Annotated in this window: 23 protein-coding genes, 1 pseudogene and 1 other annotated feature; of the genes and pseudogenes, 7 read left to right on the forward strand and 17 right to left on the reverse strand. The window is 35.9% G+C overall.

The window, feature by feature from the left end:
- Window positions 1–14: 14 nt before the first annotated feature.
- Window positions 15–473 carry a PTS sugar transporter subunit IIA gene (locus AC1PU0_RS09000; protein WP_206850604.1) on the reverse strand — a complete coding sequence of 153 codons (459 nt, stop codon included), beginning with the start codon at window positions 471–473 and terminating at the stop codon, window positions 15–17.
- A 380-nt stretch (window positions 474–853) separates the two neighbouring features.
- Window positions 854–1,297: an NUDIX hydrolase gene (locus AC1PU0_RS09005; protein WP_069653115.1), complete on the reverse strand. Its 444-nt coding sequence runs from the start codon at window positions 1,295–1,297 to the stop codon at window positions 854–856.
- A 174-nt stretch (window positions 1,298–1,471) separates the two neighbouring features.
- Between AC1PU0_RS09005 and gloA the strand changes: the two genes are divergently transcribed.
- Both gloA and AC1PU0_RS09015 read left to right on the forward strand, forming a co-directional pair.
- On the forward strand, window positions 1,472–1,846 hold the full coding sequence (gene gloA, locus AC1PU0_RS09010; protein WP_111247214.1) for a lactoylglutathione lyase: 375 nt from the start codon (window positions 1,472–1,474) through the stop codon (window positions 1,844–1,846).
- A gap of 171 nt (window positions 1,847–2,017) precedes the next feature.
- On the forward strand, window positions 2,018–2,737 hold the full coding sequence (locus AC1PU0_RS09015) for a gamma-glutamyl-gamma-aminobutyrate hydrolase family protein (protein ID WP_111247215.1): 720 nt from the start codon (window positions 2,018–2,020) through the stop codon (window positions 2,735–2,737).
- A gap of 48 nt (window positions 2,738–2,785) precedes the next feature.
- On the opposite strand, the gene AC1PU0_RS09020 is transcribed toward AC1PU0_RS09015, so the two are convergent.
- The 3 genes from AC1PU0_RS09020 to AC1PU0_RS09030 form a co-directional block, all read right to left on the reverse strand.
- Window positions 2,786–3,610: an aldo/keto reductase gene (locus AC1PU0_RS09020; protein WP_111247216.1), complete on the reverse strand. Its 825-nt coding sequence runs from the start codon at window positions 3,608–3,610 to the stop codon at window positions 2,786–2,788.
- 127 nt (window positions 3,611–3,737) lie between these two features.
- The gene (locus tag AC1PU0_RS09025; RefSeq protein WP_242596653.1) at window positions 3,738–4,721 is read right to left on the reverse strand and encodes a glucosaminidase domain-containing protein; all 984 of its coding nucleotides are present in this window, start codon (window positions 4,719–4,721) and stop codon (window positions 3,738–3,740) included.
- Window positions 4,722–4,902: 181 nt separating this feature from the next.
- Window positions 4,903–5,919 (reverse strand): branched-chain amino acid aminotransferase, encoded by a 1,017-nt coding sequence (locus tag AC1PU0_RS09030; protein WP_206850607.1) that lies wholly within the window; start codon window positions 5,917–5,919, stop codon window positions 4,903–4,905.
- A gap of 141 nt (window positions 5,920–6,060) precedes the next feature.
- Between AC1PU0_RS09030 and AC1PU0_RS09035 the strand changes: the two genes are divergently transcribed.
- Window positions 6,061–6,993: a mechanosensitive ion channel family protein gene (locus AC1PU0_RS09035; RefSeq protein WP_206838555.1), complete on the forward strand. Its 933-nt coding sequence runs from the start codon at window positions 6,061–6,063 to the stop codon at window positions 6,991–6,993.
- Between the two features lie 233 nt (window positions 6,994–7,226).
- Here the strand turns inward: AC1PU0_RS09035 and AC1PU0_RS09040 are convergent, their stop codons facing one another.
- The 9 genes and pseudogenes from AC1PU0_RS09040 to racE all read right to left on the reverse strand — a co-directional run bounded on the left by AC1PU0_RS09040 (window position 7,227) and on the right by racE (window position 15,987).
- On the reverse strand, window positions 7,227–8,354 hold the full coding sequence (locus AC1PU0_RS09040) for an amidohydrolase (protein WP_206848648.1): 1,128 nt from the start codon (window positions 8,352–8,354) through the stop codon (window positions 7,227–7,229).
- A 120-nt stretch (window positions 8,355–8,474) separates the two neighbouring features.
- Window positions 8,475–9,680: an ABC transporter permease gene (locus tag AC1PU0_RS09045; protein ID WP_479998218.1), complete on the reverse strand. Its 1,206-nt coding sequence runs from the start codon at window positions 9,678–9,680 to the stop codon at window positions 8,475–8,477.
- Window positions 9,677–10,357, reverse strand: coding sequence for an ABC transporter ATP-binding protein (locus AC1PU0_RS09050; protein WP_206848644.1), 681 nt, complete (start codon window positions 10,355–10,357; stop codon window positions 9,677–9,679). The genes AC1PU0_RS09045 and AC1PU0_RS09050 overlap by 4 nt, the downstream gene beginning before the upstream one ends.
- Complete coding sequence (locus AC1PU0_RS09055; protein ID WP_111248676.1) at window positions 10,350–11,501, reverse strand: efflux RND transporter periplasmic adaptor subunit; 1,152 nt, start codon at window positions 11,499–11,501, stop codon at window positions 10,350–10,352. Before AC1PU0_RS09055 ends, AC1PU0_RS09050 begins: the two co-directional genes overlap by 8 nt.
- 189 nt (window positions 11,502–11,690) lie before the next feature.
- Window positions 11,691–12,392, reverse strand: a complete 702-nt coding sequence (dapD, locus tag AC1PU0_RS09060; protein ID WP_111248677.1) for a 2,3,4,5-tetrahydropyridine-2,6-dicarboxylate N-acetyltransferase — start codon at window positions 12,390–12,392, stop codon at window positions 11,691–11,693.
- 193 nt (window positions 12,393–12,585) lie between these two features.
- Complete coding sequence (cbpB, locus tag AC1PU0_RS09065; protein ID WP_069653103.1) at window positions 12,586–13,083, reverse strand: cyclic-di-AMP-binding protein CbpB; 498 nt, start codon at window positions 13,081–13,083, stop codon at window positions 12,586–12,588.
- A gap of 201 nt (window positions 13,084–13,284) precedes the next feature.
- Window positions 13,285–13,800, reverse strand: coding sequence for a metallophosphoesterase (locus tag AC1PU0_RS09070; RefSeq protein ID WP_069653102.1), 516 nt, complete (start codon window positions 13,798–13,800; stop codon window positions 13,285–13,287).
- 10 nt (window positions 13,801–13,810) lie between these two features.
- Window positions 13,811–15,156: pseudogene (gene rph, locus AC1PU0_RS09075) on the reverse strand (ribonuclease PH).
- A gap of 3 nt (window positions 15,157–15,159) precedes the next feature.
- Entirely contained in the window at window positions 15,160–15,987 is an 828-nt protein-coding gene (racE, locus tag AC1PU0_RS09080; protein ID WP_206848650.1) for a glutamate racemase, read from the reverse strand.
- A gap of 458 nt (window positions 15,988–16,445) precedes the next feature.
- Here racE and AC1PU0_RS09085 point away from each other — a divergent pair, with 458 nt between their 5' ends.
- From AC1PU0_RS09085 to AC1PU0_RS09100, 4 genes are read left to right on the forward strand one after another with little or no spacing between them, the layout of a single operon-like run.
- Window positions 16,446–17,174, forward strand: a complete 729-nt coding sequence (locus AC1PU0_RS09085; protein WP_069653099.1) for an amino acid ABC transporter ATP-binding protein — start codon at window positions 16,446–16,448, stop codon at window positions 17,172–17,174.
- A 33-nt stretch (window positions 17,175–17,207) separates the two neighbouring features.
- The gene (locus AC1PU0_RS09090) at window positions 17,208–18,032 is read left to right on the forward strand and encodes a transporter substrate-binding domain-containing protein (protein WP_206848642.1); all 825 of its coding nucleotides are present in this window, start codon (window positions 17,208–17,210) and stop codon (window positions 18,030–18,032) included.
- A gap of 46 nt (window positions 18,033–18,078) precedes the next feature.
- On the forward strand, window positions 18,079–18,777 hold the full coding sequence (locus AC1PU0_RS09095) for an amino acid ABC transporter permease (RefSeq protein WP_069653097.1): 699 nt from the start codon (window positions 18,079–18,081) through the stop codon (window positions 18,775–18,777).
- A 12-nt stretch (window positions 18,778–18,789) separates the two neighbouring features.
- Window positions 18,790–19,446, forward strand: coding sequence for an amino acid ABC transporter permease (locus AC1PU0_RS09100; protein ID WP_206848640.1), 657 nt, complete (start codon window positions 18,790–18,792; stop codon window positions 19,444–19,446).
- 55 nt (window positions 19,447–19,501) lie between these two features.
- Here the strand turns inward: AC1PU0_RS09100 and pheT are convergent, their stop codons facing one another.
- From pheT to AC1PU0_RS09115, 3 genes are all read right to left on the reverse strand, one after another.
- Window positions 19,502–21,925, reverse strand: coding sequence for a phenylalanine--tRNA ligase subunit beta (pheT, locus tag AC1PU0_RS09105; RefSeq protein ID WP_206848638.1), 2,424 nt, complete (start codon window positions 21,923–21,925; stop codon window positions 19,502–19,504).
- 6 nt (window positions 21,926–21,931) lie between these two features.
- On the reverse strand, window positions 21,932–22,978 hold the full coding sequence (gene pheS / locus AC1PU0_RS09110; RefSeq protein WP_206848637.1) for a phenylalanine--tRNA ligase subunit alpha: 1,047 nt from the start codon (window positions 22,976–22,978) through the stop codon (window positions 21,932–21,934).
- A gap of 112 nt (window positions 22,979–23,090) precedes the next feature.
- Window positions 23,091–23,300: a binding site (T-box leader), on the reverse strand.
- Between the two features lie 42 nt (window positions 23,301–23,342).
- Window positions 23,343–23,687, reverse strand: coding sequence for a winged helix-turn-helix transcriptional regulator (locus tag AC1PU0_RS09115; protein ID WP_069653094.1), 345 nt, complete (start codon window positions 23,685–23,687; stop codon window positions 23,343–23,345).
- Window positions 23,688–23,747: the final 60 nt, after the last annotated feature.

A 23,747-nucleotide genomic window follows, 5' to 3' on the forward strand; every position in this document is an offset into this window, starting at 1 on the left:
TTCGCCTACTAATTTCAACCTAATAACGTTTCTTTTACAGATAAATAATCATAAATCTCATTTGGATCTTGACTAGTATCTAGCAAATAGTAAAATTGAGGATCATCTAATAAGCATACTAACTCTGCCATGGCATTTAAATGACGATTATTTTCTGTTGCTGCCAAGCAAAATACATATTTAACTGGATCGTTTTCTTTGCTACCAAATTCAATAGGGTTCTTTAATACGTTAATACTCATTCCCAATCTTTCCACACCATCAACTGGTCTTGCATGTGGCAACGCAACATGTTTGATGATGACAATATATGGACCTAATTCTTTGGTTGTTTCAATCACTTTTTCGTTATAACCAGAGGTGATTTTGCCACCTAGAAGTAAAGGTTCAGCAGATTGACGAATCGCATCTTCCCAATCGGTTACCTCAAGTTCAAGTTGAATAAATTCTTCTTTTATCATTTCACTTAACAATATGCAACACCCCTTTTAGATTTTTACCAAGCGTACGACTTGTTGGTTCCTTTTCAATATAATCTGTTTGTGAAACGTTTTCAATCTCTTTTGTCGCCTTATTTTGTCTACCTATTAAACAAAAAGTGGTCCTATAGAATCGGTGAAGTTCAACAAAAATCGCTCTCTGATAAAATGTTTTCAGAAAATGTAAAGTATCTAAATCAAATCGGTTTTTAATCCCATTTATTCATACCACTAAATGAATCGACAGCAAACAAATACTATACTAAACTCTTTGTTCCCAGGAAAACTAATGTAATTTCTTATGATTATTTCAATACTCATTCAGTCAATAAAAAAAACAAATCATGTTCGATTTGCTTTCTTTGACTTTCTTTTTATTTATTGTCTCTCCATCTATGTACCGCCCACTTATGACTACCACGTTTCAATAAATTAACTCCCTCATCGATTGATACCCAACGAATTGTGTTCGTTTTTTCCAGAGGTTCACTTATTTCTCTCCAACTGTCTGCAACAAAGAAATAGCCTGGATTATGATAATCTGTATTTCGATGTCTTGAATGAAAATACTCATCCGCTTGCCCTAGATAGTCACCGATAACTACTTCAAAACCAAGTTCCTCGATCATTTCCCGATGAATCGCAGTTTCCTTCGTCTCTCCGAGTTCAATTTCTCCGCCTGGTAAAAAATATGCACCATTCGGCGCTTGAATTAGCACTATTTCTGTGCCATTATTTCTTGATATGATAATGTAAGCACCTAGTCTTTTCTTATAGACCAACATTTCCGATTTTTCACCGAATGACGGTGTTTCCATAAAAACAACTCCCTTTTCTTTTAAACTAATTTTACATGAGAATTTTCTCATGAACAAGTAATATCTAATCATTTCACTCACAATTCTGTTAAAGTCTATGCTACTATAAAAATGTCAGCAGTTTGTTGGATTCGATCTGCGATAATATTCACTTTTGAAAGGAAGATGACTCATATGAAAATGGCTCACACTTGTGTCCGTGTCAAAGATTTGGAAGCGTCGCTGGAATTTTATCAAAAGGCATTTAATTTTGAAGAAAGCCGCCGTCGTGATTTTCCAGAACATAAATTTACTTTAGTTTACCTAACATTACCTGGTGATGGTTATGAACTAGAGCTAACGTACAATTACGATCATGAAGCATACAACTTAGGCGATGGTTATGGCCATATTGCGATCAGCACAGACGAAATCGAAAAATTACATGAGGAACAAAAAAATGCTGGTTTTACTGTTACTGACATGAAAGGTTTACCAGGAACGCCACCATCTTATTACTTTATTACGGATCCAGATGGATATAAAATCGAAGTCATTCGTAATCGATAATAAAAAAATGCAGTTGATCACTTTTTAGGTCATACCTAATATGTGATCAACTGTTTTTACTACTTTTTCTGAAAGTTTCTAGATTTAATTACAATTCAGCTCTTTTTATAACCTTATTTTATAAAAAAGTGATACACTGTTACTCTACCTATTAATCAAGGACGTGATCAAATGACAACGATTATCGGCATAGCTGGAAATCAAATTATTCAATCTGTTGATATTTTCAACGGTAACCATGTAAGTTATACACCTCAAGCATTCGTAACTGCAATTCAAAAAGCAGGCGGATTACCGATTGTTTTACCCATTGGTGAAGAAGAACATGCTGCGGCTTATGTTTCTCAAATCGATAAATTATTATTGGCAGGAGGACAAGATATTTCTCCTGATTATTTTGGCGAAGAACCTCATCCAAAACTTGAAGAAACAAATCGCAATCGTGATATTTTTGAACTGGCTTTAATCAAAGAAGCAATCAAGCAAAGTAAACCTATTTTTGCAGTTTGTCGTGGTATGCAGTTGCTTAATGTTGCTTTAGGAGGAACCTTATATCAAGATCTTTCTCTATATCCTGAGTGGAAAGTACAACATGGACAAGAGCCTACCCAACCACAATTTGCAACCCACGGAATTCAAATAGAAAAAGACAGTGCTCTGTACGACTTACTTGGAGAAACATATCGCGTTAATTCTTATCACCATCAAGCAATCAATACATTAGCATCTTCTTTGAAAATCACCGCTAAATCCACTGATGGAATTGTTGAAGCTATTGAATCAGCTGATAAAAGCCAAAATATATTAGGTGTCCAATGGCATCCTGAACTTCGTTTTGATGTCGATACAAAAGAATTTACATTATTTGACTATTTTGTGAATCAACTATAAAAATAGTAGGAAATTGGTTTTAACCAGTTTCCCACTATTTTTTTCTTATTAAAAATCAAAATTATCTGGATCTGGACCTAAACGTTCATTTGTATTTAGTTCATCAATTCGTTTGATATCGTCGTCTGTCAATTCAAAATCAAACACATCAAAATTTTGTTTGATACGTTCTTCATGAACTGATTTTGGAATAACGATGCTATCGCTTTGTAAATGCCAACGAATAATGACTTGTGCTGCTGTTTTGTTATATTTCTTTCCGATTTCAACTAAAATAGGCTCTTCTAAAATTTTACCTTGCCCTAACGGAGACCATGCTTCTACAGCAATTTTGTTAGCCGCTAAGAACTTACGTAATGGTTCTTGTGTCAACGTTGGATGAAGCTCGATTTGATCAACCATTGGTACGACTTTTGCTTCTTTTAATAAATCTTTAATATGATGTTCATGGAAGTTAGAAACCCCGATTGCTTTAGCACGACCACTTTGATAAATTTCTTCCATCGCACGCCAAGAATCTTTGTACTTCCCTTCAACTGGCCAATGGATCAAGTATAAATCAATATAATCTAAACCAAGTTTAGCTAAACTCTCATCAAATGCTTTTAGAGTTGAATCATATCCTTGATCCGCATTCCATAATTTAGTCGTAACAAAAATCTTTTCACGAGGCACGCCCGAAGCACGAATACCTTCGCCTACACTGGCTTCATTTTTATAAGCTGCCGCAGTGTCAATCAAACGATATCCAGCTTGTAGTGCCCACTTCACTGAATTAACTGCTTCCTCCCCATCTTGCACTTTCCAGACCCCTAAACCTAAACGAGGAATAATAGAACCATTCGCTAGCTCTTTTGTTTTTTCTAAAGACATATTTTTTTCCATTCCTTTCTTTGAAAAGGTGAATACAATTTTAGTATACTCCTTAAAGTAGGAGATGGAAAATAACTGGATTGTCTATCGTTGCATTTCATTTTCGTCAGCTAATAAAGAAATCTACCTACTTATTTTCGAAGATTAGGATTCGTTTACCTATTTTTTCACTAATAGTATAAATTTTATCAATATAAGAAGTTACGTTTTCCACAAAATCTCTGATTCGTTTCTTCTTTGACTTATTCGTTACTAATCTTCGTACGTTTTTTATTTTTTTAACTGTCGCCATAGTTTCTTTCACGTTTCTATTTGACAGATTTTCTGGTTGAATAGTGTTGTTCTCTTGGAATTCATCATAAGCAGATAACTCATAAATAAAGATCAGCTGATCTAACTTTTCAGTATATTGACTATCCGTTGCGTACCTTCCAGTCAGAAAAGCTGTTGCTTCTTGATAATTCATAGTTTCACTCTTCCAAGCGCCTTTATAGAATTCAGGATTTCCCACTAACCCATTTTTTAATAAACAAGCATAATCTTCTAAGCACTCCTTAAGCGAAGAATATTTTCTGAATTCAGAATTAATAGTGTACAGCGCTCCTTCACCATCTTCTTCTTGTGTTTTCATCACAACTGTCATGCCGTTATAGTCTCCCTTAATGCCAAATAAATTATAATTAGGTGCTGTGGCTAGAGTACTACTGCCGGATGCAGACTCTAAAATAGCCTGTGCAATCATCACCGAAGCATATAAATCATAATCACATGCGATTTTTCGAGCTAACTCTCTAACTTCTTCGATGAAATTTTCTGTTGTTTGATTTTTTATGATCATCATCTCTTGTAAAATTGGAATGCTCCTATTTTGCTCTTCTTCAGAATTCTCAGATAGATCGTTTGCAGATTCTGAAATAGTCTGAGTATCTTCACGAGGTTGCAATGCCTCTTGTTTTTGGTTGATTTCTGAACTGTTTCTCTCAACCTTATCCTCACTTGACTCTTCTCGTCGTTCGAAATCTATCAGTGATTCAGCCTTAGCTAACACTGGTGAAATCATTAAGCTAATCATTAATTCTATTACTATACTAACTAGTATCTTTTCTTTCATATAAATTATCTCCTTCTTGATCATTATTCCTATAATAGTAATACGCAATTATTTTAGTTTATGATCAAAAAGTTGTTAAAATAACGATTTTATACTCTATATAAAAGTAAAAAAGAAAACAACGAACCTTGTTCGTCATTTTCTTTATACTATGCTATTCGCCAATCTTCTTTTAATAATGTTATATTTTTATGTTTCTAATCCAGCCATTTGGTGCAGGTAAATCACCAAATTGAATCCCAGTTAGTTCATCATAAAGTTTTTGTGTTACCGGCCCAACTTCTGTTTCACTATAAAATACATGGAAATCATCATATGTTTGAATACCACCAATAGGTGAAATTACCGCTGCCGTTCCGCACGCTCCAGCCTCTTTAAATTGATCCAATGAATCAACGTAAACATCTTCTTCTACGGCTTCCATTCCAAGTTTATGCTCAGCTAAATGAAGCAGTGAATATTTCGTTATGCTTGGTAAAATTGATGGTGACAATGGTGTGACAAAACGATTATCCTTAGTGATCCCAAAGAAATTAGCGGAGCCAACCTCTTCGATTTTAGTATGTGTTGCTGGATCAAGATAAATACAATCAGAAAAGTGTTTCTCTTTGGCCTCTTCACCAGGTAATAAGCTCGCAGCGTAGTTTCCACCGACTTTAATTGCCCCTGTCCCCTGCGGTGCTGCACGATCATAATCAGAAACTATGAAGTTTGTCGGAGTTAATCCGCCTTTAAAGTACGCACCTACAGGCATACAAAAAACAGTAAACAGAAACTCTGGAGCTGAATGTACACCAATCCCTTCCCCAACACCGATCAGAAGTGGACGTATGTACAATGTACCACCACAACCATAAGGAGGAATAAATTCCGCATTCGCCTTTACCACTTCTTCAATTGCATGGATAAATTTGTCTTCTGGCACTTCGGCCATCAATAGTCGCTTAGCACTGCGATTCATTCGTTTAGAATTCTCATCGACTCTAAATAGATTAATCGATCCATCCTTACAACGATAAGCCTTCAAACCTTCAAAACATTGCTGTCCATAATGCAACGCTGCTGATCCTTCGTTGATATGCACTATATTATCTTCTGTTAGTTTACCCTCGTCCCAATGACCATCTTTCCAAGTAGAAATGTATCTAAATGGTGTCTTTATATAATCAAAACCTAAGTTATCCCAATCTATTGTCATACGATCACTCCTTATTTTCAGAATATTGTAACACATTTCAAATGAATTTGTTAAGCTTTTTATAGAAATAATGACATCTTTTTTCAAATTCTAGTATAATAATAGAGTAATCATAGATTAAAAAAGAAAGTTGGGATATCCTTGTTTATTCTTGGGCAACCACTATCCAGTAAAACACTTGAAAGCACAATGGATTCGACACTTGATTTAAAAACCGCTACAGAAAATAAAGTCAACGCTTTTCAGCGCTTTTGGAATGGCATTAATTGGGATCAGATCATTGCAACTTTAATTGAAAAAACGATTTATCTCTTATTTTTGATTCTTCTTTTCGCTTTTCTAAATCGTATAGGGAAAGCTCTTATCGATAAAACATACGGGAATTATAGCAAAAAACAATCGTTCAGTGAAAGTCGTTTAAAAACACTTCATACCTTGATCAACAACGCCTTTCAATATACACTTTTTTTCTTTTTTATTTATTCTCTACTAACAGTTGTAGGCGTTCCAGTTGGCTCTCTTCTTGCGGGAGCTGGTATTGCGGGTGTCGCAATCGGTTTAGGTGCACAAGGCTTTATGAATGATATCATTACTGGTTTTTTCATTATTTTAGAACAACAAATGGATGTTGGGGACTATGTTCGTTTAACCGCTCTTGGTATTGAAGGAACCGTGACAGCAGTGGGGCTTAGAACCACTCAAATGAAAGCTTTAGATGGAACAATTCATTTTATCCCAAATAGAAATATCACAACGATAAGTAATCTTTCTCGCTCAAATATGCAAGTTTTGATCGACGTTCGGATCATTCCGGATGAAGGATACGACAAAATCATAGCTATCATTGATCAAGTCAATCTTGAATTGAAGGAAAAGTATTCAGAAAGTATTCAAACAGGACCAACAATTTTTGGCATGGTTGATCTTGGAAATGGAAATTTCGCTGTTCGCACAACAATGTACGTCTTGAATGGAAAACAAGCCCCTATCAGAGAAGAATTTTTGGCTCAATATGTTAAAAAATTATCTGAAGCGAACTTTACTATTCCAAATACCCCCATCACATTAACTTAAAAGAACGAGCCTGAAACATAACTAACAAGGTTATGTTTCAGGCTCTTAGTAATCGAATAAACGGTGGGCGCAGAAGCAACTCCTTCGGAAATAAGCCGAAATTGCTGTAAAACACAACAAGGAACAAGTTGATGTTGCACAGTACATACTTGGTCACAAAAATTTGAAGAGCAATTTCCGTAAATTCCTTCTTATTTCTCGGAGTTAAACACTTTTGTCCCAACCTCGTTCTTTTAGTTATCTAATGATTTTAAAAAATTACTAACATGCTCTACAGCAAATGGAATCGCATCTTCTTTAGGCTCAAATTTTGCAGAATGTAATCCATACTTACTATCGACTCCTAACCAAAACATCGTTCCAGGTACTTTCGATAATAAATAGCCAAAATCTTCACCCGTCATAGCCACTTCTGCCTCTTCAAATAGAACATCTGCTTCATGTTCCATAAATGACATAAGGTTTTCTGTTGTTTGCTTATTATTAATGACAGGAACGTATCCTTTTTGATCTAAAGATACCTCTACCATACAATTAAATGACTTCGCGATCCCTTCACCGATTTCTCTGATTCTGATTTGCGTCAATTGATTCATCTCTTCTGTCAACGTTCGAATCGTACCCGAAATCGTTGCTTCTCCAGCAATTACATTTGTCGCGGACCCTGCATTAAATGTTCCAAACGTGACAACCGCCCCTTCAACTGGATTAACATTTCGGCTGACAATGGTTTGTGCTTGTTGTACAAGACTCATTCCAGCTACAATCATATCGTTAGACGCGTGAGGAAATGCTGCGTGTCCACCTTTACCCGTTAATCTGATTTGAACTTCGCAAGTCGCTGCAAAAAGAGTCCCTACTTTAGTTGTAATCTTACCAACAGGGAGCTCAGGATTTACATGAAGTCCGTAAAATTCATCCGGAAGCCAAGATCCAAATGCATCATCTTCATACATTAACATCCCACCTGCCTCGTTTTCTTCTGCAGGTTGAAACAAAAATAAATAGTTATTTTCAGGTTGTTCTTTGGTCATTTGATCCAACAAACCTAAGCCAATCGTCATATGAAAATCATGCCCACATGCATGCATATAGCCATTGTGTGTAGACTGAAAATCAGAAATGACTTCCTCTGTTATCGGTAACCCATCAATGTCAGCGCGCCAACCGATCGTTTTTTTAGGATTTTTCCCATGAACGAACACTAAAATCCCCGTCTGCCAGGTTTTATATTCTATAAAAACTTTATTGATCGATTGTATAATTTCTAATAAGTATTTTTGAGTTTTTACTTCTTCTAACCCAATTTCTGGTATTTGGTGCAGTTGTCTACGAATCTCAATTAACTGTCCTTTGATCACTATTCATCTGCCTCTTTTCTATTTCACTATATCTATTGTTGAATAAAAAGAGTCTTCTGTCAATCCTTCATCAAGAGAAATTTTGGATTTTTCTGCAGTTCATGAAACAGACTACTTTTACTACTTCATAATATCGATTAAGTCTTTTTTAGACGCCGCTGATGCTGGCATATAGCTAAAGACAACTCCTATTAATACAGAAATACCTACAGCCAAACCAATTGTAAACAAATCTGGTCGTACCGAGAAAGGTAAAAATATAGAAGCAAGTAACCCAAGAATCATTCCTAATAAATAACCAATTAAACCGCCCAGTAAAGTCAATGTCAGTCCTTCGGTTAAAAATTGCTTTCTAATATCTTTCTCTGTCGCCCCTAAGGCTCGTCGGATTCCGATTTCTTTTGTCCGTTCTGAAACAGAAATATACATCATATTCATGACACCTACTCCAGCAATAAACAACGAGATACCTGCTACAGCCGAAATAAATAACGTAAGATTATCCAAAATGCTTCCCATCTGCTCTATATCAGACTTTGGATTATAGGTTTCATATTCTCCAACATTTCTCATACTACCATTAAAATTAAGTTGTTTTAACACTTCTTTCAATATCTCTTCTTGATTTTCTCCCACTTCTGTTTCGATATTCAAGATTGATTGACTTTCAGCTTTATTGAAGTAATGATCGTAACTTTTCATTGGAAAGTAAGCCAATGCTGCTTGGTTTTCCATAGATAACGTCCCATTACTACTTGCGATAACGCCCACTACTGTAAAGAGTTCATTCATCACTTCGAATCCTTTTCCAACAGCTTTCTCTGGATCATCATATAGTTTTTGTGCTAATATCTCATCAATGACAACCACTTTATTTAAGGTTTCGTTGTCATTAGGATCAATTTGACGCCCTACCAGCAAAGGTTCAGAGGTCTGTTCAACACGTTCTATTTTTTTTGTTAATTTTTTACCGCGAACATTTAATTCTACTTGCCGTTCGGTCAATTTTTGTTTTGGCTTATAAAAATCGACTTTCCTAATCCCTTTTAGATTCTTAATCAAGTCAAGGTCACTTTTTTTAAAAACGTCACTTTCGGTAAATGCATTAGACACATCATAGTAGTTAAACGTAATATTGCTAACATTTTCATTTGTATTTACCATTGACATTTTATCGATCATATCCCGTTTAAAACCGTTACCGATAGAAACAATCGTAATCACCGAAGCAATTCCAATAATGATACCAAACATTGTTAAAAGTCTGCGTTTTTTATTTTTTAAAATTGATTTTAGAGCGGTCTTCCAAATGACATAATTATTCATTTAATCAGCTCCTCTTCCACAATAACACCATCTTTAACGCGAATTAAACGTCCGCAATAATGGATCATATCTGGATTGTGAGTGACTAAAATAATCGTTACTCCTTCATCTTTATTTAAATCTTGGAATAATTGCATGATATCTTCCGACGTTTTCGAATCTAGAGCCCCTGTCGGTTCATCAGCAATGATAAAATTTGGTGCATTCACGATTGCTCTTGCTATAGCGACTCGCTGTTGCTGCCCACCAGAAAGTTGTTTTGGGTACTTGTTTCCTTTATCAACTAAGCCGACCTTTTCTAGTACTTCTTGTACTCTTGCCTTGGTATTTGTATAAGCTGAACCATTGTATAATAATGGCAACTCAACATTTTCAAAAACAGTATTATTTTCAATTAGACTAAAGTTTTGAAAAACAAAGCCGACTGATTTATTTCTAATAGCAGAAAGCTCCTGATCAGAAAAATCTGTAATCTCTTTACCTTCAAATAAGTATTTTCCTTCAAATTTTTTATCAATAAACCCTATTAGATTGATCAAGGTCGATTTTCCTGAACCAGATGGCCCCATCACCGCCACAAATTCTTTTTCTTTGATTTCAAAGTTAACATCTTTTAAAACATGGAGTTTTTCTTCTTCCAAAGAATAAAATTTGTTGATTTGTTCAAGTTTAATCATTTTCAACCACCTGCACTTCTGCATTATCTTTTAAGTTATCATCTGGATTTCCAATGATTTTTGTTCCTTTTGACACACCGGACTCCACATTTTTTGTTCCATTTACTTCTGAAACCTTAACAGTTGTTTTCGTTGCTCGACCGTTTTTATAAACATATACAAACGTTTCATTATCTCTTTTTACAATCGACTTATCTGGCAAGACTAATTGTGTTTGTGGTAATGAAACTTGAGTAGATGACCCGTACGCCCATGGGAAATCACCATCCACAATAAATTCATAAGTCGGAATCTCTGAATCATTCCCGCTTGTCGATTTAGGCAACTGGTTAATGCTGTTAATTTTCCCTTTAGCAGTTTGATTGGAACCAATTGAAGTCACACTGACTTCTTGGCCCGTTTTTAGTTTATTTAGATCATACTCTGTAACGATTCCTTTAATTTGCTTCGTCTTGCTTAACACTTGGATTATAGGTTGTTCCAATGATTTCTTTCCTGCTTCATTGACCATCGCTACCCCATCGATTGAAGCTTTAACAGATGACGTTACTTTTCCTTGTTCTGATTCTAAAGATGCAGATTCATCATTCACATCTACATAAGCTAAATCTAACGCTTGCTGCGCTTGGATCACTTCATTGTTAGTACTAATCGCCCCTGCTTTTAATTGTTCAACCCTTCCTTTTAACTCCTCTTTTTTCTCAGGATCTATTTCTTGATTATAGTCAGTATTTGCTTGATTAACGTTGGCTTGAGCCTCATTATAACGTGCTTGTGCCAAGCTTAAATTTTGAGCTGCCTGTTGCGCTGATAAGCTACTTTTATTTACAGATCGTTGTTGTTGGTCAACTCGCGTCTGCGCCTCACCATTTAAATAATTAAGTACAATATCTCCATTTTTGACTTCTTGTTCATTTTTTACTGGAATATTGTTAACTGTCCCTAAAGTCTGGTCATAAAAAATATCTTCTGTTTGAGATGCTTTAACTTCCCCTTTTAAAATAAGTGGGTCCATTGCTTTTAACGTAAACACATTATAACTTGGTTCAACCTTTTTTTTACCTGAAAAAAATAGCAAATAACTGCCCAAACAGACACCAATTAGAATACCACCAATAACCAATTTCTTTTTTTTGCTTTTCATAATACTTGTTCCTCCTATTTTATCTTATATACTCGATTATAAGCAGTAACAAACGATTAGAGAATTGAATAAGCAAACATTTATCTTACATATTTGAAAGTTTAATATAACAAAAAAATGAGGCTGGACATAACTCTGCGAGTTACATTCCAACCTCATTTTCCAAAATCAATTGTATTATGTTTTTGTTTATAATTTACGTAGCTCTTCCATCATGTTCGTTTTGCTTTTCGTTTTTGCATCTATATCTTTTATCTTTTTAGCTGGTACTCCTGCAACGACAGTATAAGGTGCAACATCATCAACTACAATAGCCCCAGCTGCAACAACAGCGCCTTCGCCTACTCGAATTCCTTCTAACACAACAGCATTTGCGCCAATCAAGACATTGTCTTCAATGACGACAGGTTCTGCACTCGGTGGTTCAATTACACCGGCTAAAACAGTTCCCGCACCAATATGACAATTTTTACCGACAGTTGCACGTCCACCTAAAATTGCACCCATATCGATCATTGTACCTTCACCAATCACAGCTCCGATATTAATAACGGCACCCATCATGATTACAGCATTGTCCCCAATTTCCACTTGATCTCTAATTGTTGTTCCTGGCTCGATTCGTGCGTTGATTTCTTTGATATCCAACATAGGTATCGCTGAATTGCGTGAATCATTTTCAATCACATAATCTATAATGTTCTCTTTATTATTTTCCAAAAATTCTTTGATTACTTTCCATTCACCAAATAAAGTCCCGGTTTTACAATTCGTGAATGCTTGAATTTCATCTGGAAAAGTTACTTCTTTCAGTTTCCCTTTCAAAGTAACTTTTACCGGTGTCTTTTTCTCAGCATTCCCGATATAATTAATAATTTCATATGCGTCCATCAAATTAACTCCCTTCAAATTAAGAGTGTTGCACAAAAGTATACGATTTGACCATTCTCAGCCTATTGCAACGTATCAACTATAAAATAGATACACTCCAAATTCGCTGTTCCTTTTGAACCACTATTTAAACTCTTTTCATTGTTTAGCTTATCAAATAATCAGATAAATGTGAATAGTTAATTTCAGATACTCAAATCACTTTCATTTCTATAGACTCTCCATCGGATTTAGGTAAAATAACATTTTTCCGTTCTAACTCATGAGCCATATGATTAATTGCTTTTAGGAGTTCTTTGCGTGTAATGATCCCTTTAAAGCATTGATTGTCATCTACTACAGGCAGAAATGCTGCATCGACTAACAAATGAAGAACATCCTCTAATTCCCACTGTTCACCAATCACTGGAATGTTGACTTCCATCACATCAGCTACCGTAAAACTAGTTAATTTCTCAAAATCAACAGAACTAATATCGAACATTTTATCCACTACATCAGATAAGCTGATCAATCCGACAAAACGATCACCTTTATCTAGAACAGGGATTTTTGAATATTTCACTTGGGATAGAACCAATAGAGCATGACTTAGCGGATTCAAACACATTACGTTTGCGACATTTTCCGCTGGTATTAAAAATGTTTCTTGTTTTTCTAATAATAATTCTTTTACAGCAGTTCCAATCATTGGAGTGCCTCCATTTCATTTTCTTTGCCACAACTATCATTGTACAGAAAACGGATGCAAATGTCTTCAAATTCAAACTTTTTTCATAACTCTTAAAAAAAATTAAGGTTTAAACTGATTTTCTTCACATTTAGCGATTAAACGGCGGGAGCAGAAGCAATCCCTTCGGAAATAAGTTTCTGTCCCAGCCTCATCTAAAAGCTATTTTTTATTAAAAATAAAATGCAGTTCTTTATACGGATTGTGATCACGACCATAATACTGAACAATAAATTGATCTGGTGTGCTCTCAACAATTGCGTAAGATTTAAGTTGGATCGGCCCTCTAGGTAAACTGATACTCCCTGGATTCAAATAAAGAACATTTGCCCGGACTTCGCAACCAATCTCATGTGTATGACCAAATAATGCCACATTGGCTTTGGCTCCTTCAGCTTGCAATGCTAAACTTGTCAAACCTGAGCGGACATTGGCTAGATGACCATGTGTCATAAAAATAGTATCTGATCCACTTTTTTCAACGATTGTGTTGGGAAAATCAGGATCATAATCACAATTGCCTTTTACAACTATAAAATCATCCCACAACTCATCAGTAGGCGCTAATTCTGAATCCCCACAATGAAACATTTTATCCACTTTCCCTCGATAAGCTTGTGCTAAATCAACTAACACATCACGATCACCATGATTATCACTTACTACTAGATATTTCATGTACAACCTCCTAGTTTTCCAACCATTCTACCCATTGATTTTTTAGTTTTGCCACAGCTTGACCTCTATGACTGACTTCATTTTTTTGTTCATCTGAAAGTTCAGCCGCTGTTTTTTGCTCTTCTGGCACGAAAAATAAAGGATCATAGCCAAAGCCATTTTCGCCTCTTGGAATCGTTCCAATTTCTCCTGACCAATTCCCTTCAACAACTAAACTTTCTTTATTCGGGAAGCGAACACGAGCGTACAATGAAAGGTAGCCGTTCGTTTTTCCTTCGGTACTCCCGTTAATTCATGTAGTAATTTAGCATTGTTCGCAGCATCATTCGTGGGCTCTCCAGCAAAACGTGCGGAGTAAATCCCTGGTCTGCCACCTAATGCATCAACAATCAATCCTGAATCATCCGCCAAAACTGGTTGTTTTAAATGATCCGCAATCGTTTCTGCTTTTAAACGAGCATTTTCTTCAAACGTCTTCCCAGTTTCTTCAACATCCGGTATTTCTGGGTAATCCAATAATGTTTTGACCTGATAGCCTTTTTCAGCAAACATTTTTTTGAATTCTTTCGCTTTTCCAGAATTTCTCGTCGCAATCACGATAGTTTGTTCTTCTGAAGTAAACGTTTTTTCATTTACTTGAGTCATTAACGCTTCTTTCTGATAGGCAATCAAATGTTCAATGCCGGTTTTGCCATAGAATAGGAGTGCATTCAACTCATCTCCTGAAAAAGTTGCTTCTTCTCCCGTTCCTTGGAGTTCAACAAAGTTACCAGATTCGGTCATTACTAAATTCATATCTACAACAGCAGCAGAGTCTTCTACATAATTTAAATCAAGAACACAATTTCCATCACTTAAAATCCCAGCACTAACAGCCGCTAAATACTCTTTGATTGGATTTTCTTGTAATTCTCCTCTTTTAATCATTTTATCTACTGCGATCTTCATAGCGACAAAAGCACCTGTAATACTAGCAGTTCTAGTTCCGCCATCTGCTTGTACAACATCACAATCCACGATGATACTTCTTTCTCCCAGTTTCTTTAAATCGATTACAGCACGTAATGAACGCCCAATCAAGCGTTGAATTTCCATAGTTCGTCCAGTCAACTTACCTTTAGCACTTTCACGGATATTTCTTGTGTTAGTGGCTCTTGGCAACATACTATACTCAGCTGTCACCCAACCAGTTCCTTCACCTCTTAAAAATGGTGGGACTTTTTCTTCCACCGTCGCAGAACAAATTACTTTTGTATCGCCAAACGAAATTACTACTGATCCTTCAGGATGTTTATAAACATTCGTCTCAATGGTAATTTTTCTTAATTCTTTCGCTTGTCTTCCATCATGTCTAATCATTTATCTTCCTCCACATGTCTTCGTCGATAATCGCACCTGCTCAACGTTTAATACCTCAATATCTAACCAGTCATTAGCAATGGAGTGAAACATTTTCGCAGAGCCCGTTGTATAAAATTCATTTGGTTCATTATGGTGTTGTGGGGTATTCGCTATATCAAAGTAGTCCAATAGCATACTAACTTCACTCACTGTTTCGGCCCCAGAGTCAATCAATTTTACTTGGTCTCCCATAACGTTTTGAATCAAAGGGCGTAATAATGGATAATGAGTGCAACCTAAAACTAAGGTATCTAAGTTCTTTAATTGTAATGGGTTTAACGTTTCTGATACAACTTTTTTTGCTACAGATGAGTGAAACTCATTACTTTCGACGATTGGAACAAACTTTGGGCAAGCCAAACTTGAAACAAATGTTTTGGGTGCTTTACTTAATAATGCCTCTTCATAAGCGCGACTTTTGATTGTTCCAACAGTGCCGATAATACCGATGCGACTATTTTTCGTTGCTTTTAATGCAGCCCTTGTTCCTGGCATAATCACACCTACAACAGGGATATCTAATTTCGCCTTGATTTCTTCTAATGCAACTGCTGTCGCAGTATTGCAGGCGATCACTAACATTTTAATATTTTTTTCTAAAAGAAAATTGGTCATTTCCCAAGTAAATTCGATTACTTGTTCAGCTGGTCTCGGCCCATAAGGACAGCGTGCTGTATCTCCAAGGTAAATCAAACGTTCATTTGGTAGTTGCCTTAATGCCTCTTTCACTACCGTCAGTCCTCCGACACCGGAATCTATAAAACCTATTGCTTCATGAATCTTCAAGTCAATCAAACCTTTACAGTATTTTTCCAACACTCTTATTCTCTACTTTTTACTATTTTTTTTCAAGCTTCAACATCAATTGCTTCTATTATATCATTCTTTATACGGGAATTTTATTTCTTGTGTGCTTTTTAAGGACTTTTATTTTTAAGTAAAAAAAAACTAGCAATCTCATTTTCCATATGTTATAATTTCTAACATTAACGAATGGATAGATTTATGATGATAGGATTAAATAAAAAAGAAAACTGTTTTTATAAAAAGAACATTATATAACTACTGTGTTCCATACTATTCTTAACACATTGGATAAGTAGTTTTATAAAAGAATCTTACCGTATTCTCAGTTTAATATAATATCAATCGTTATTTTAAAGTATTCAATCATTTATTTGTTCACTATCGCATCGCTTATTTTAAAAATGATGTGACAATTCTATACATAAAGGAGAATGACCATGATTTCGTTGGAACATGTAAATAAGTTTTTTGGGGAACATCACGTATTAAAGGACGTTTCTTTAAAAGTCAACGAAGGAGAAAAGATCGTAATCATCGGCCCTTCCGGCTCTGGTAAAAGTACTTTGATTCGTTGTATCAATCGGTTAGAAAAAGTCACGGATGGACACATATTTGTTGATGGAATCGACATTACCGAACCGAAAGCTCCCGTTCAAAAGGTTCGCCAAAAAGTGGCCATGGTTTTTCAAAGTTTTAATCTGTATGCACACAAAACAATCATCCAAAACCTTACGCTAGCACCCATTAAAGTCAAAGGCGTTAGTAAAGAAGAAGCAACCAAGACTGGTATGGAATACTTAGAGAGAGTCGGGTTAGCTGATAAAGCGAATGCATACCCTGCTCAACTTTCTGGAGGACAACAGCAACGAGTAGCTATCGCACGAGCATTGAATATGCATCCAGAGATCATTCTATTCGATGAACCGACTTCGGCACTTGATCCTGAAATGATCCAAGAAGTTTTGGATGTTATGGTTGATTTATCCAAACAAAACATCACGATGATTTGTGTAACCCACGAAATGGGCTTTGCTCGCCAAGTAGCTGATAAAGTCATTTTCATGGATGACGGTCAAATTATCGAAACAGGAACACCCGAACATTTTTTCACTAATACTCAAAATGAACGTGCGAAAGAGTTCCTAAGCAAAATTATTCATAATTAATACACAAAATCAATTACAAGGAGGAATTTTAAAATGAAAAAGACAAAAAAATTAGTGGCAGCATTATCCCTTACTCTATTACTCGGTTTAATTGTAGGTTGTGGTAACAGTGGAGATGATAAGAATTCTGCTGATTCTGGCAGTAAAGGAACTACTACTCTTCAAAAAATCAAAGATGCTGGTGTTATTAAAGTTGGTGTAAAAGAAGATGTCCCTAATTTCGGCTATATGAATCCAGACACAAATAAAAACGAGGGAATGGAACCAGACATCGCTCGTCTAATCGCAAAAGAATTAACAGGCAGCGAGGATAATGTTGAGTTTGTTGGTGTAACAGCTAAAACTCGTGGTCCTTTATTAGATAATGGTGAATTGGATATGGTCATCGCGACGTTTACCATTACCGATGAGCGAAAAGAAACGTATAATTTCACAACACCTTATTATAAAGACGAAGTTGGTTTCTTAGTTAGAAAGGCAGATAAATTCACTGATACTGCTAGTTTAGATGGAAAAACTATTGGCGTCGTTCAATCAGCGACTACAAAAGAAGCCATTGAAAAACAAGCGAAAGAATTAGGTGTATCCTTTAAATACCAAGAACTTGGTTCTTATCCGGAACTAAAAACTGCCTTAACTTCAAAACGAATCGATGCTTTTTCAGTTGATAAATCGATTTTGACAGGATATGTCGACGCTAGTACAGAAATCCTTAAAGATGGTTTCTCACCACAAGAATATGGCATCGCAACGAAAAAAGCCAATACTGAATTGAATGATCAGTTGAATAAATCCATTGAAAAATGGGAAAAAGATGGTACCTTGGAAAAAATTTACAAAACGTGGAATCTAGACTAGCACTTCGCGGTTCTATGCAATTTATTAGAATTTAGGAGGAAAATACATGTTCATTATAGCGAATGCAGGTCCTTTTGCACTCTATCGTTGGGAAGCATTATTTAAAGACTGGAAACTTTTTGGCGATGCTTTCCTCTATACTATTTTATTGGCTATTGGCTCACTGATTGTTGCTATGCTATTAGGAATTTTTTTCGGTAGTCTATCCGCTATGCAGAATAAATTTTTAAATGTAATCAGTCGAATTTATGTTGAGTTTTTTCAAAATACCCCTTTGTTGATTCAATTTATCGTAGTCTATTATGGGTTTCCTTTAATTAGTCCGATGTTGACTTTTTCAACCACGACTATCGCTATTATTTGCGTTGGTCTATACCATGGTGCTTATATTTCAGAGGTTGTTCGCTCTGGAATTGGTGCTGTTCCAAAAGGTCAATTTGAAGCAGCTTATTCTCAAGGTTTTTCTTATGGAAAAACTATGCGCTACGTTGTCTTACCACAAGCATGGCGAATTATGTTACCACCGCTTACGAATCAAATCGTCAACTTGATAAAAAATACGTCGACCGTTGCGATTATATCCGGAGCAGATGTAATGTTCACTGCGAATAGTTGGTCTTCAATTAATTTGAATTATATTCCAGCGTTTACTGTAGCAGGATTACTTTACTTTATCCTTTGTTTCCCACTCGCTAATTTAGCTAGGAAACTTGAAGAAAATAACAAGAAAGCTTATACCAGATAGGAGGATGCAAACATGTCTTTTTCAGATCAAATGAGTCAACTTCTGACCGGCAATAATTTGCGCTTTTTATTCGATGGTTTGAAGCTTACTCTTTATATCTCTTTTGTTTCAATCGTTTTAAGTACAATCTTTGGAACCCTTTTAGCCGTATTGAGAAACAAAAAAAGTGGATTTCTAAAATTTTTAGCTAGTTTATATATCGAAATTGTCCGGAATATTCCTAATTTATTATGGATATATGTCATTTTCTTGATTTTTAAAATCAAATCTACTCCAGCTGGTATTGTCAGTTTCACTGTTTTCACTACTGCTGCATTAGCTGAAATTATCCGTGGTGGGTTGAACGGTGTAGATAAAGGACAAAAAGAAGCTGCCCGTTCACAAGGGTTTAGTAATATTCAAATTCTGTTGCATATCGTCTTACCTCAAGCGATTCGAAATGTATTGCCAGCTATCGTTTCTCAATTTGTGACCGTGATCAAAGATACTAGTTTCTTGTACTCGGTCATTGCATTACAAGAACTATTTGGTAAATCTTATATTTTAATGGGACGTTACGCGCAAACTGAACAAGTCTTTGCTATTTATGGTCTTGTGGCTTTAATGTATTTCGTCATCAACTTTTCAATTTCCCAATTTTCAAGATGGCTTTCGAGAAATTGGGCATAAAAATAAAAAGCGTATCGCAAAACTATTGATAGATTTGCGATACACTTTTATTTTTTTATCGAATCGTTACATCAAATTCCTCTACTAATGCTTTTTCCACTTTTTCCATTGAAAAAGTGATTTCTTCATCTACTAACGTTGCTTCTGCATTTACAAACGTTAAGCTATACGCCATTGATTTTTTTCCTTCAGCGATATTCTCTCCTTGGTAAACATCAAATAAATGAACAGATTGCAGGAATTTACCAGCATGTTTTGAAATGATGGCAACTAAGTCTTGGTTTGTAACAGTTTCATCCACTAATAACGCAATGTCTCTTGAAATTGCTGGGAATTTGGAAATTTGCTGATAAACTAACGCATCGTTTTCTTCTTCTATAAGTGCTTGAAGATTTAATTCAGCTGCATATGTTTCAGTAATCTCATATTCTTTCGCGACTGTTGGATGAACTTGTCCGATAAAACCGATCACTTTATCATTTAATTTTACTAAAGCACTTCTACCTGGATGTAAGTCTTGATTACCTTTTGTTGCTTCGTAAACGATCTTGTCAGAAATTCCTACAGAATCGAATAACACTTCAAGCATTCCCTTAATTGTATAAAAATCAATGGGCACTTCTTTTGTTTGCCAATCTTTCACTGCACTACTTCCTGATAATACGATCCCTAAATGATTTTCTTCATATGGTAATCCCTTTTTAGGGTCATTATCCTGATAGAACACTCGCCCAACTTCATAAAGAGCAACATTGTTGTTTTTACGTGCAACATTATAGGCTACATCGTCTAATAAACCTGAAATCAAATTCATTCTTAAAACAGACCGCTCTTCACTCATTGGCCATTGTAAACTTGTTGTTATACTTTCTCTCATCATAAATTGACGAGATTTTTCCTCGGTTGTTAAAGCATAACTGATGGCTTCACTGGCCCCACAGCCTTCTAACAAACTTTTGATTTTACGAATTGCTAGTTGACCGCTCGTTAAACTGCCAGCTACTGTTTCTCCTTTTGGTAACGTCGATGGCAAATTATCATAGCCATAAATACGTGCAACTTCTTCGATCAAGTCTGCTTCAATTGAAATATCCCAACGTCTTGGTGGAATTGTCACAATGTATTTATCTTGATCACGTTCGTACGAAAATCCTAACGCATCAAAAATTTCACTAACGGTTGCTTGATCCATTTCAGTACCTAGATATTCATTGATTCGTGAAATCGTGACACTTACTACTACATCTTCAAGAGTTAATTCAGAGCCAATCACTTTTCCAGAAACGACCGTCCCGCCCGCTAATTTAGCAATCATCGCTGCCGCTACATCACCAGCTTCGCCAATCGTTGCATGATTGATTCCTTTTTCAAATCTACTTGAAGATTCACTACGTAAATTAAACTCTTTTGATGTTTTACGGATAGATAGAGAATCAAATAACGCTGATTCTAAGGCAACAGTAGTTGTTCCATCAGTGATTTCTGAATTCGCACCACCCATTACACCAGCTAAAGCCACTGGAACTTTTCCGTTTGTAATGACGATATTTTCCTCAGATATTTTTCTTGTTTCACCATCCAAAGTAACAATTTCTTCGTTCAATTTGCCACGTCTTACTAAAATCGTTTGACTCTCTAACTTATCATAATCAAACGCATGTAACGGCTGACCAAATAGTAAAAGAATGTAGTTTGTTACATCCACTACGTTATTGATTGGACGAATGCCTTCATTCATCAAGCGCGTTTGCAACCACAATGGACTTTCAGCAATTTTTACATCTTTAATGATTCTGATCTGATACGCTGGTACATTTTTTTTATCTTCCACTTCAACAGAAAGATAGTTTTCTGCTGTTTCGCTAGTATCTTCATCTACATAATCATCATTGAATTTAGGTGTTTGGCGGTAAATAGCCCCTACTTCGTATGCAACGCCACGCATACTTAAAGCATCAGCACGGTTAGGTGTAATGGATAATTCGATAATCTGATCATCCATATCTAAATAAGAAAAGACATCCTCCCCGTTAACTGCATCTTCTGGCATATAATAAATTCCATCAGAATATGCTTTAGGAATCACATTATCAGAATAGCCTAATTCTTGTAATGAACAAATCATGCCATTTGATACTTCACCGCGCATTTTACCTTTTTTGATTTTTTGGTTCCCAGTGATACGAGAACCTGGTAAAGCTACGATCACTTTAATGCCCGTTTTGACATTTGGTGCACCACAAACGATTTGCGACAATTCTTCTTCACCGATGTCAACTTGACAGATCGATAAATGATCTGAATTTGGATGAGGTACACATTCTTTGACTTCACCCACGACAATTTTTTTCAAACCTTCTTCTGGTACTTCAACGCCTTCGACTTCGATTCCAGTCAAAGACATTTGATCAGATAATTCTTTTGCAGAAATTTTTGAAAGATCTAAATACTCACTTAACCATTTATAAGAAACTAACATCGTCGACTACTCCTTTACCTTGAACTGATTTAAGAAACGTAAATCATTTTGATAGAAATTACGAATATCATTAACACCGTAACGCAACATTGCTACACGATCTGGACCTAAGCCAAAAGCAAAACCGGTATATTCATTTGGATCGATTCCTGACATTGATAAGACATCTGGATGAACCATCCCTGCACCTAAAATTTCGATCCAACCTGTTTGTTTGCAGACATTACAGCCAGCACCACCGCACTTAAAGCAACTAACATCAACTTCCACTGAAGGTTCAGTAAATGGGAAATAACTTGGACGTAGACGGATTTTACGATCTTCCCCAAACATTTTTTTCATAACAACTTCCAGTGTTCCTTTGAGGTCGCCCATTGTAATATTTTTATCGATAACTAAGCCTTCGATTTGATGGAATTGGTGACTGTGTGTCGCATCATCAGTGTCTCTGCGGAATACTTTCCCTGGAGAAATCATACGCAATGCGCCTTTTGAAAAATCATGTTTTTCCATAGTTCTAGCTTGTACAGGTGATGTATGTGTACGAATCAAAATTTCGTCAGAAATATAAAATGTATCTTGCATGTCACGAGCTGGGTGATCTTTAGGTAAGTTCATACGCTCAAAATTGTAATGATCTGACTCAACTTCATATCCTTCTACAACTTGATACCCCATGCCAACGAAAATATCTTCGATTTCTTCCATTACTTGAGATAGCACATGACGAGTACCATGAGCCATTTGTTTACCAGGTAACGTTACATCGATTTTTTCTTGGTCTAAAGCTTCATTTAATGCCTCAGTCTCTAAAATTTCTTTCCGTGTTTCTAAAGCTTCAGTCAATAGATCACGAATTTCATTCGCAAAACTTCCAACTACTGGACGTTCTTCCGCTGATAGATCTTTCATCCCTCTCAACACTTCGGTGATGGGGCCTTTTTTTCCTAATGTTTCTACTCTGATTTGGTTTAGCGCTTTAAGATCAGTAACATGTTGGATATTATGCAATGTTTCATCTCGTAAAGCTTCTAATTGAGCTTTTAATGTCATGTCTCTATTCCTTTCTATTGTTTGATAATTGAACTGAGTTCCAGGCTGTAGACATTATGTACACATGCCTCTAAAGCATGAATCAAATAAAAAACGATAGCCCGCTCCTCTTAAAAGGAACGAGCTATCGTGATACCATCCTACTTCATGACAAAAAATCATGCACTCAATTCTTATAACGGCTTTCACCGGTCTGTTCTCTTTGGAACAAACAAACTCCGGAAGTGAACTTCATTTTCCGATTACGCAACCTGTTTCCAGTCTATGACAGGTTTTCCCTTTCCGTATCTACAAAACTACTCTTTTCCATCACTGTTTTTTTGTTATTCAATTGATTACAGTTTACAAGAAATTAAGTCTAAGGTCAACAGCATTCTTCTGAAGTAACCCATTTTTCTGCCCAACTCTGAATTTGTTCCATTGCTTGTTGTAAGTCCTTGCCTTTATTCGTGAGAAAATACTCTAGACGGCTACTCTCATCACAGCGAACTGCTTTTGAGATAATTCCTTCGCCTTCCAATTCTTTTAAGCGCTCCACCAAAACCCGATCGCTTAGTTCAGGGATTTTTTGTCTTAACTCACCAAATCGTTGAGGACCGTTCTCCAACAAGACATCAATGATCAAACCGTTCCATTTTTTCCCTAAAATCGCAAATGCTTTCTCGAATTTAGGACATAATGAAAACTCGGTTGTTTTTACTTGCTCCATCTTCCTCACCTCGTGAACTGAGTATAGCATACAACTTACAATTTGTAAGTAGATTTGCTT

The organism is Enterococcus sp. XAF26B05_ASV22, from assembly GCF_056727285.1.

Bases quoted from the DNA above. Each gene is read 5' to 3' on its own strand.
- AC1PU0_RS09025 (WP_242596653.1), bottom strand. From the start codon at position 4,721: ATGAAAGAAAAGATACTAGTTAGTATAGTAATAGAATTAATGATTAGC.
- AC1PU0_RS09115 (WP_069653094.1), bottom strand. From the start codon at position 23,687: ATGGAGCAAGTAAAAACAACCGAGTTTTCATTATGTCCTAAATTCGAG.
- AC1PU0_RS09090 (WP_206848642.1), top strand. From the start codon at position 17,208: ATGAAAAAGACAAAAAAATTAGTGGCAGCATTATCCCTTACTCTATTA.
- AC1PU0_RS09015 (WP_111247215.1), top strand. From the start codon at position 2,018: ATGACAACGATTATCGGCATAGCTGGAAATCAAATTATTCAATCTGTT.
- cbpB (WP_069653103.1), bottom strand. From the start codon at position 13,083: ATGATTGGAACTGCTGTAAAAGAATTATTATTAGAAAAACAAGAAACA.
- AC1PU0_RS09020 (WP_111247216.1), bottom strand. From the start codon at position 3,610: ATGTCTTTAGAAAAAACAAAAGAGCTAGCGAATGGTTCTATTATTCCT.
- dapD (WP_111248677.1), bottom strand. From the start codon at position 12,392: ATGGACGCATATGAAATTATTAATTATATCGGGAATGCTGAGAAAAAG.
- AC1PU0_RS09100 (WP_206848640.1), top strand. From the start codon at position 18,790: ATGTCTTTTTCAGATCAAATGAGTCAACTTCTGACCGGCAATAATTTG.
- AC1PU0_RS09045 (WP_479998218.1), bottom strand. From the start codon at position 9,680: ATGAATAATTATGTCATTTGGAAGACCGCTCTAAAATCAATTTTAAAA.
- AC1PU0_RS09095 (WP_069653097.1), top strand. From the start codon at position 18,079: ATGTTCATTATAGCGAATGCAGGTCCTTTTGCACTCTATCGTTGGGAA.
- pheS (WP_206848637.1), bottom strand. From the start codon at position 22,978: ATGACATTAAAAGCTCAATTAGAAGCTTTACGAGATGAAACATTGCAT.
- AC1PU0_RS09005 (WP_069653115.1), bottom strand. From the start codon at position 1,297: ATGGAAACACCGTCATTCGGTGAAAAATCGGAAATGTTGGTCTATAAG.
- AC1PU0_RS09085 (WP_069653099.1), top strand. From the start codon at position 16,446: ATGATTTCGTTGGAACATGTAAATAAGTTTTTTGGGGAACATCACGTA.
- AC1PU0_RS09050 (WP_206848644.1), bottom strand. From the start codon at position 10,357: ATGATTAAACTTGAACAAATCAACAAATTTTATTCTTTGGAAGAAGAA.
- gloA (WP_111247214.1), top strand. From the start codon at position 1,472: ATGAAAATGGCTCACACTTGTGTCCGTGTCAAAGATTTGGAAGCGTCG.
- pheT (WP_206848638.1), bottom strand. From the start codon at position 21,925: ATGTTAGTTTCTTATAAATGGTTAAGTGAGTATTTAGATCTTTCAAAA.
- AC1PU0_RS09055 (WP_111248676.1), bottom strand. From the start codon at position 11,501: ATGAAAAGCAAAAAAAAGAAATTGGTTATTGGTGGTATTCTAATTGGT.
- AC1PU0_RS09030 (WP_206850607.1), bottom strand. From the start codon at position 5,919: ATGACAATAGATTGGGATAACTTAGGTTTTGATTATATAAAGACACCA.
- AC1PU0_RS09070 (WP_069653102.1), bottom strand. From the start codon at position 13,800: ATGAAATATCTAGTAGTAAGTGATAATCATGGTGATCGTGATGTGTTA.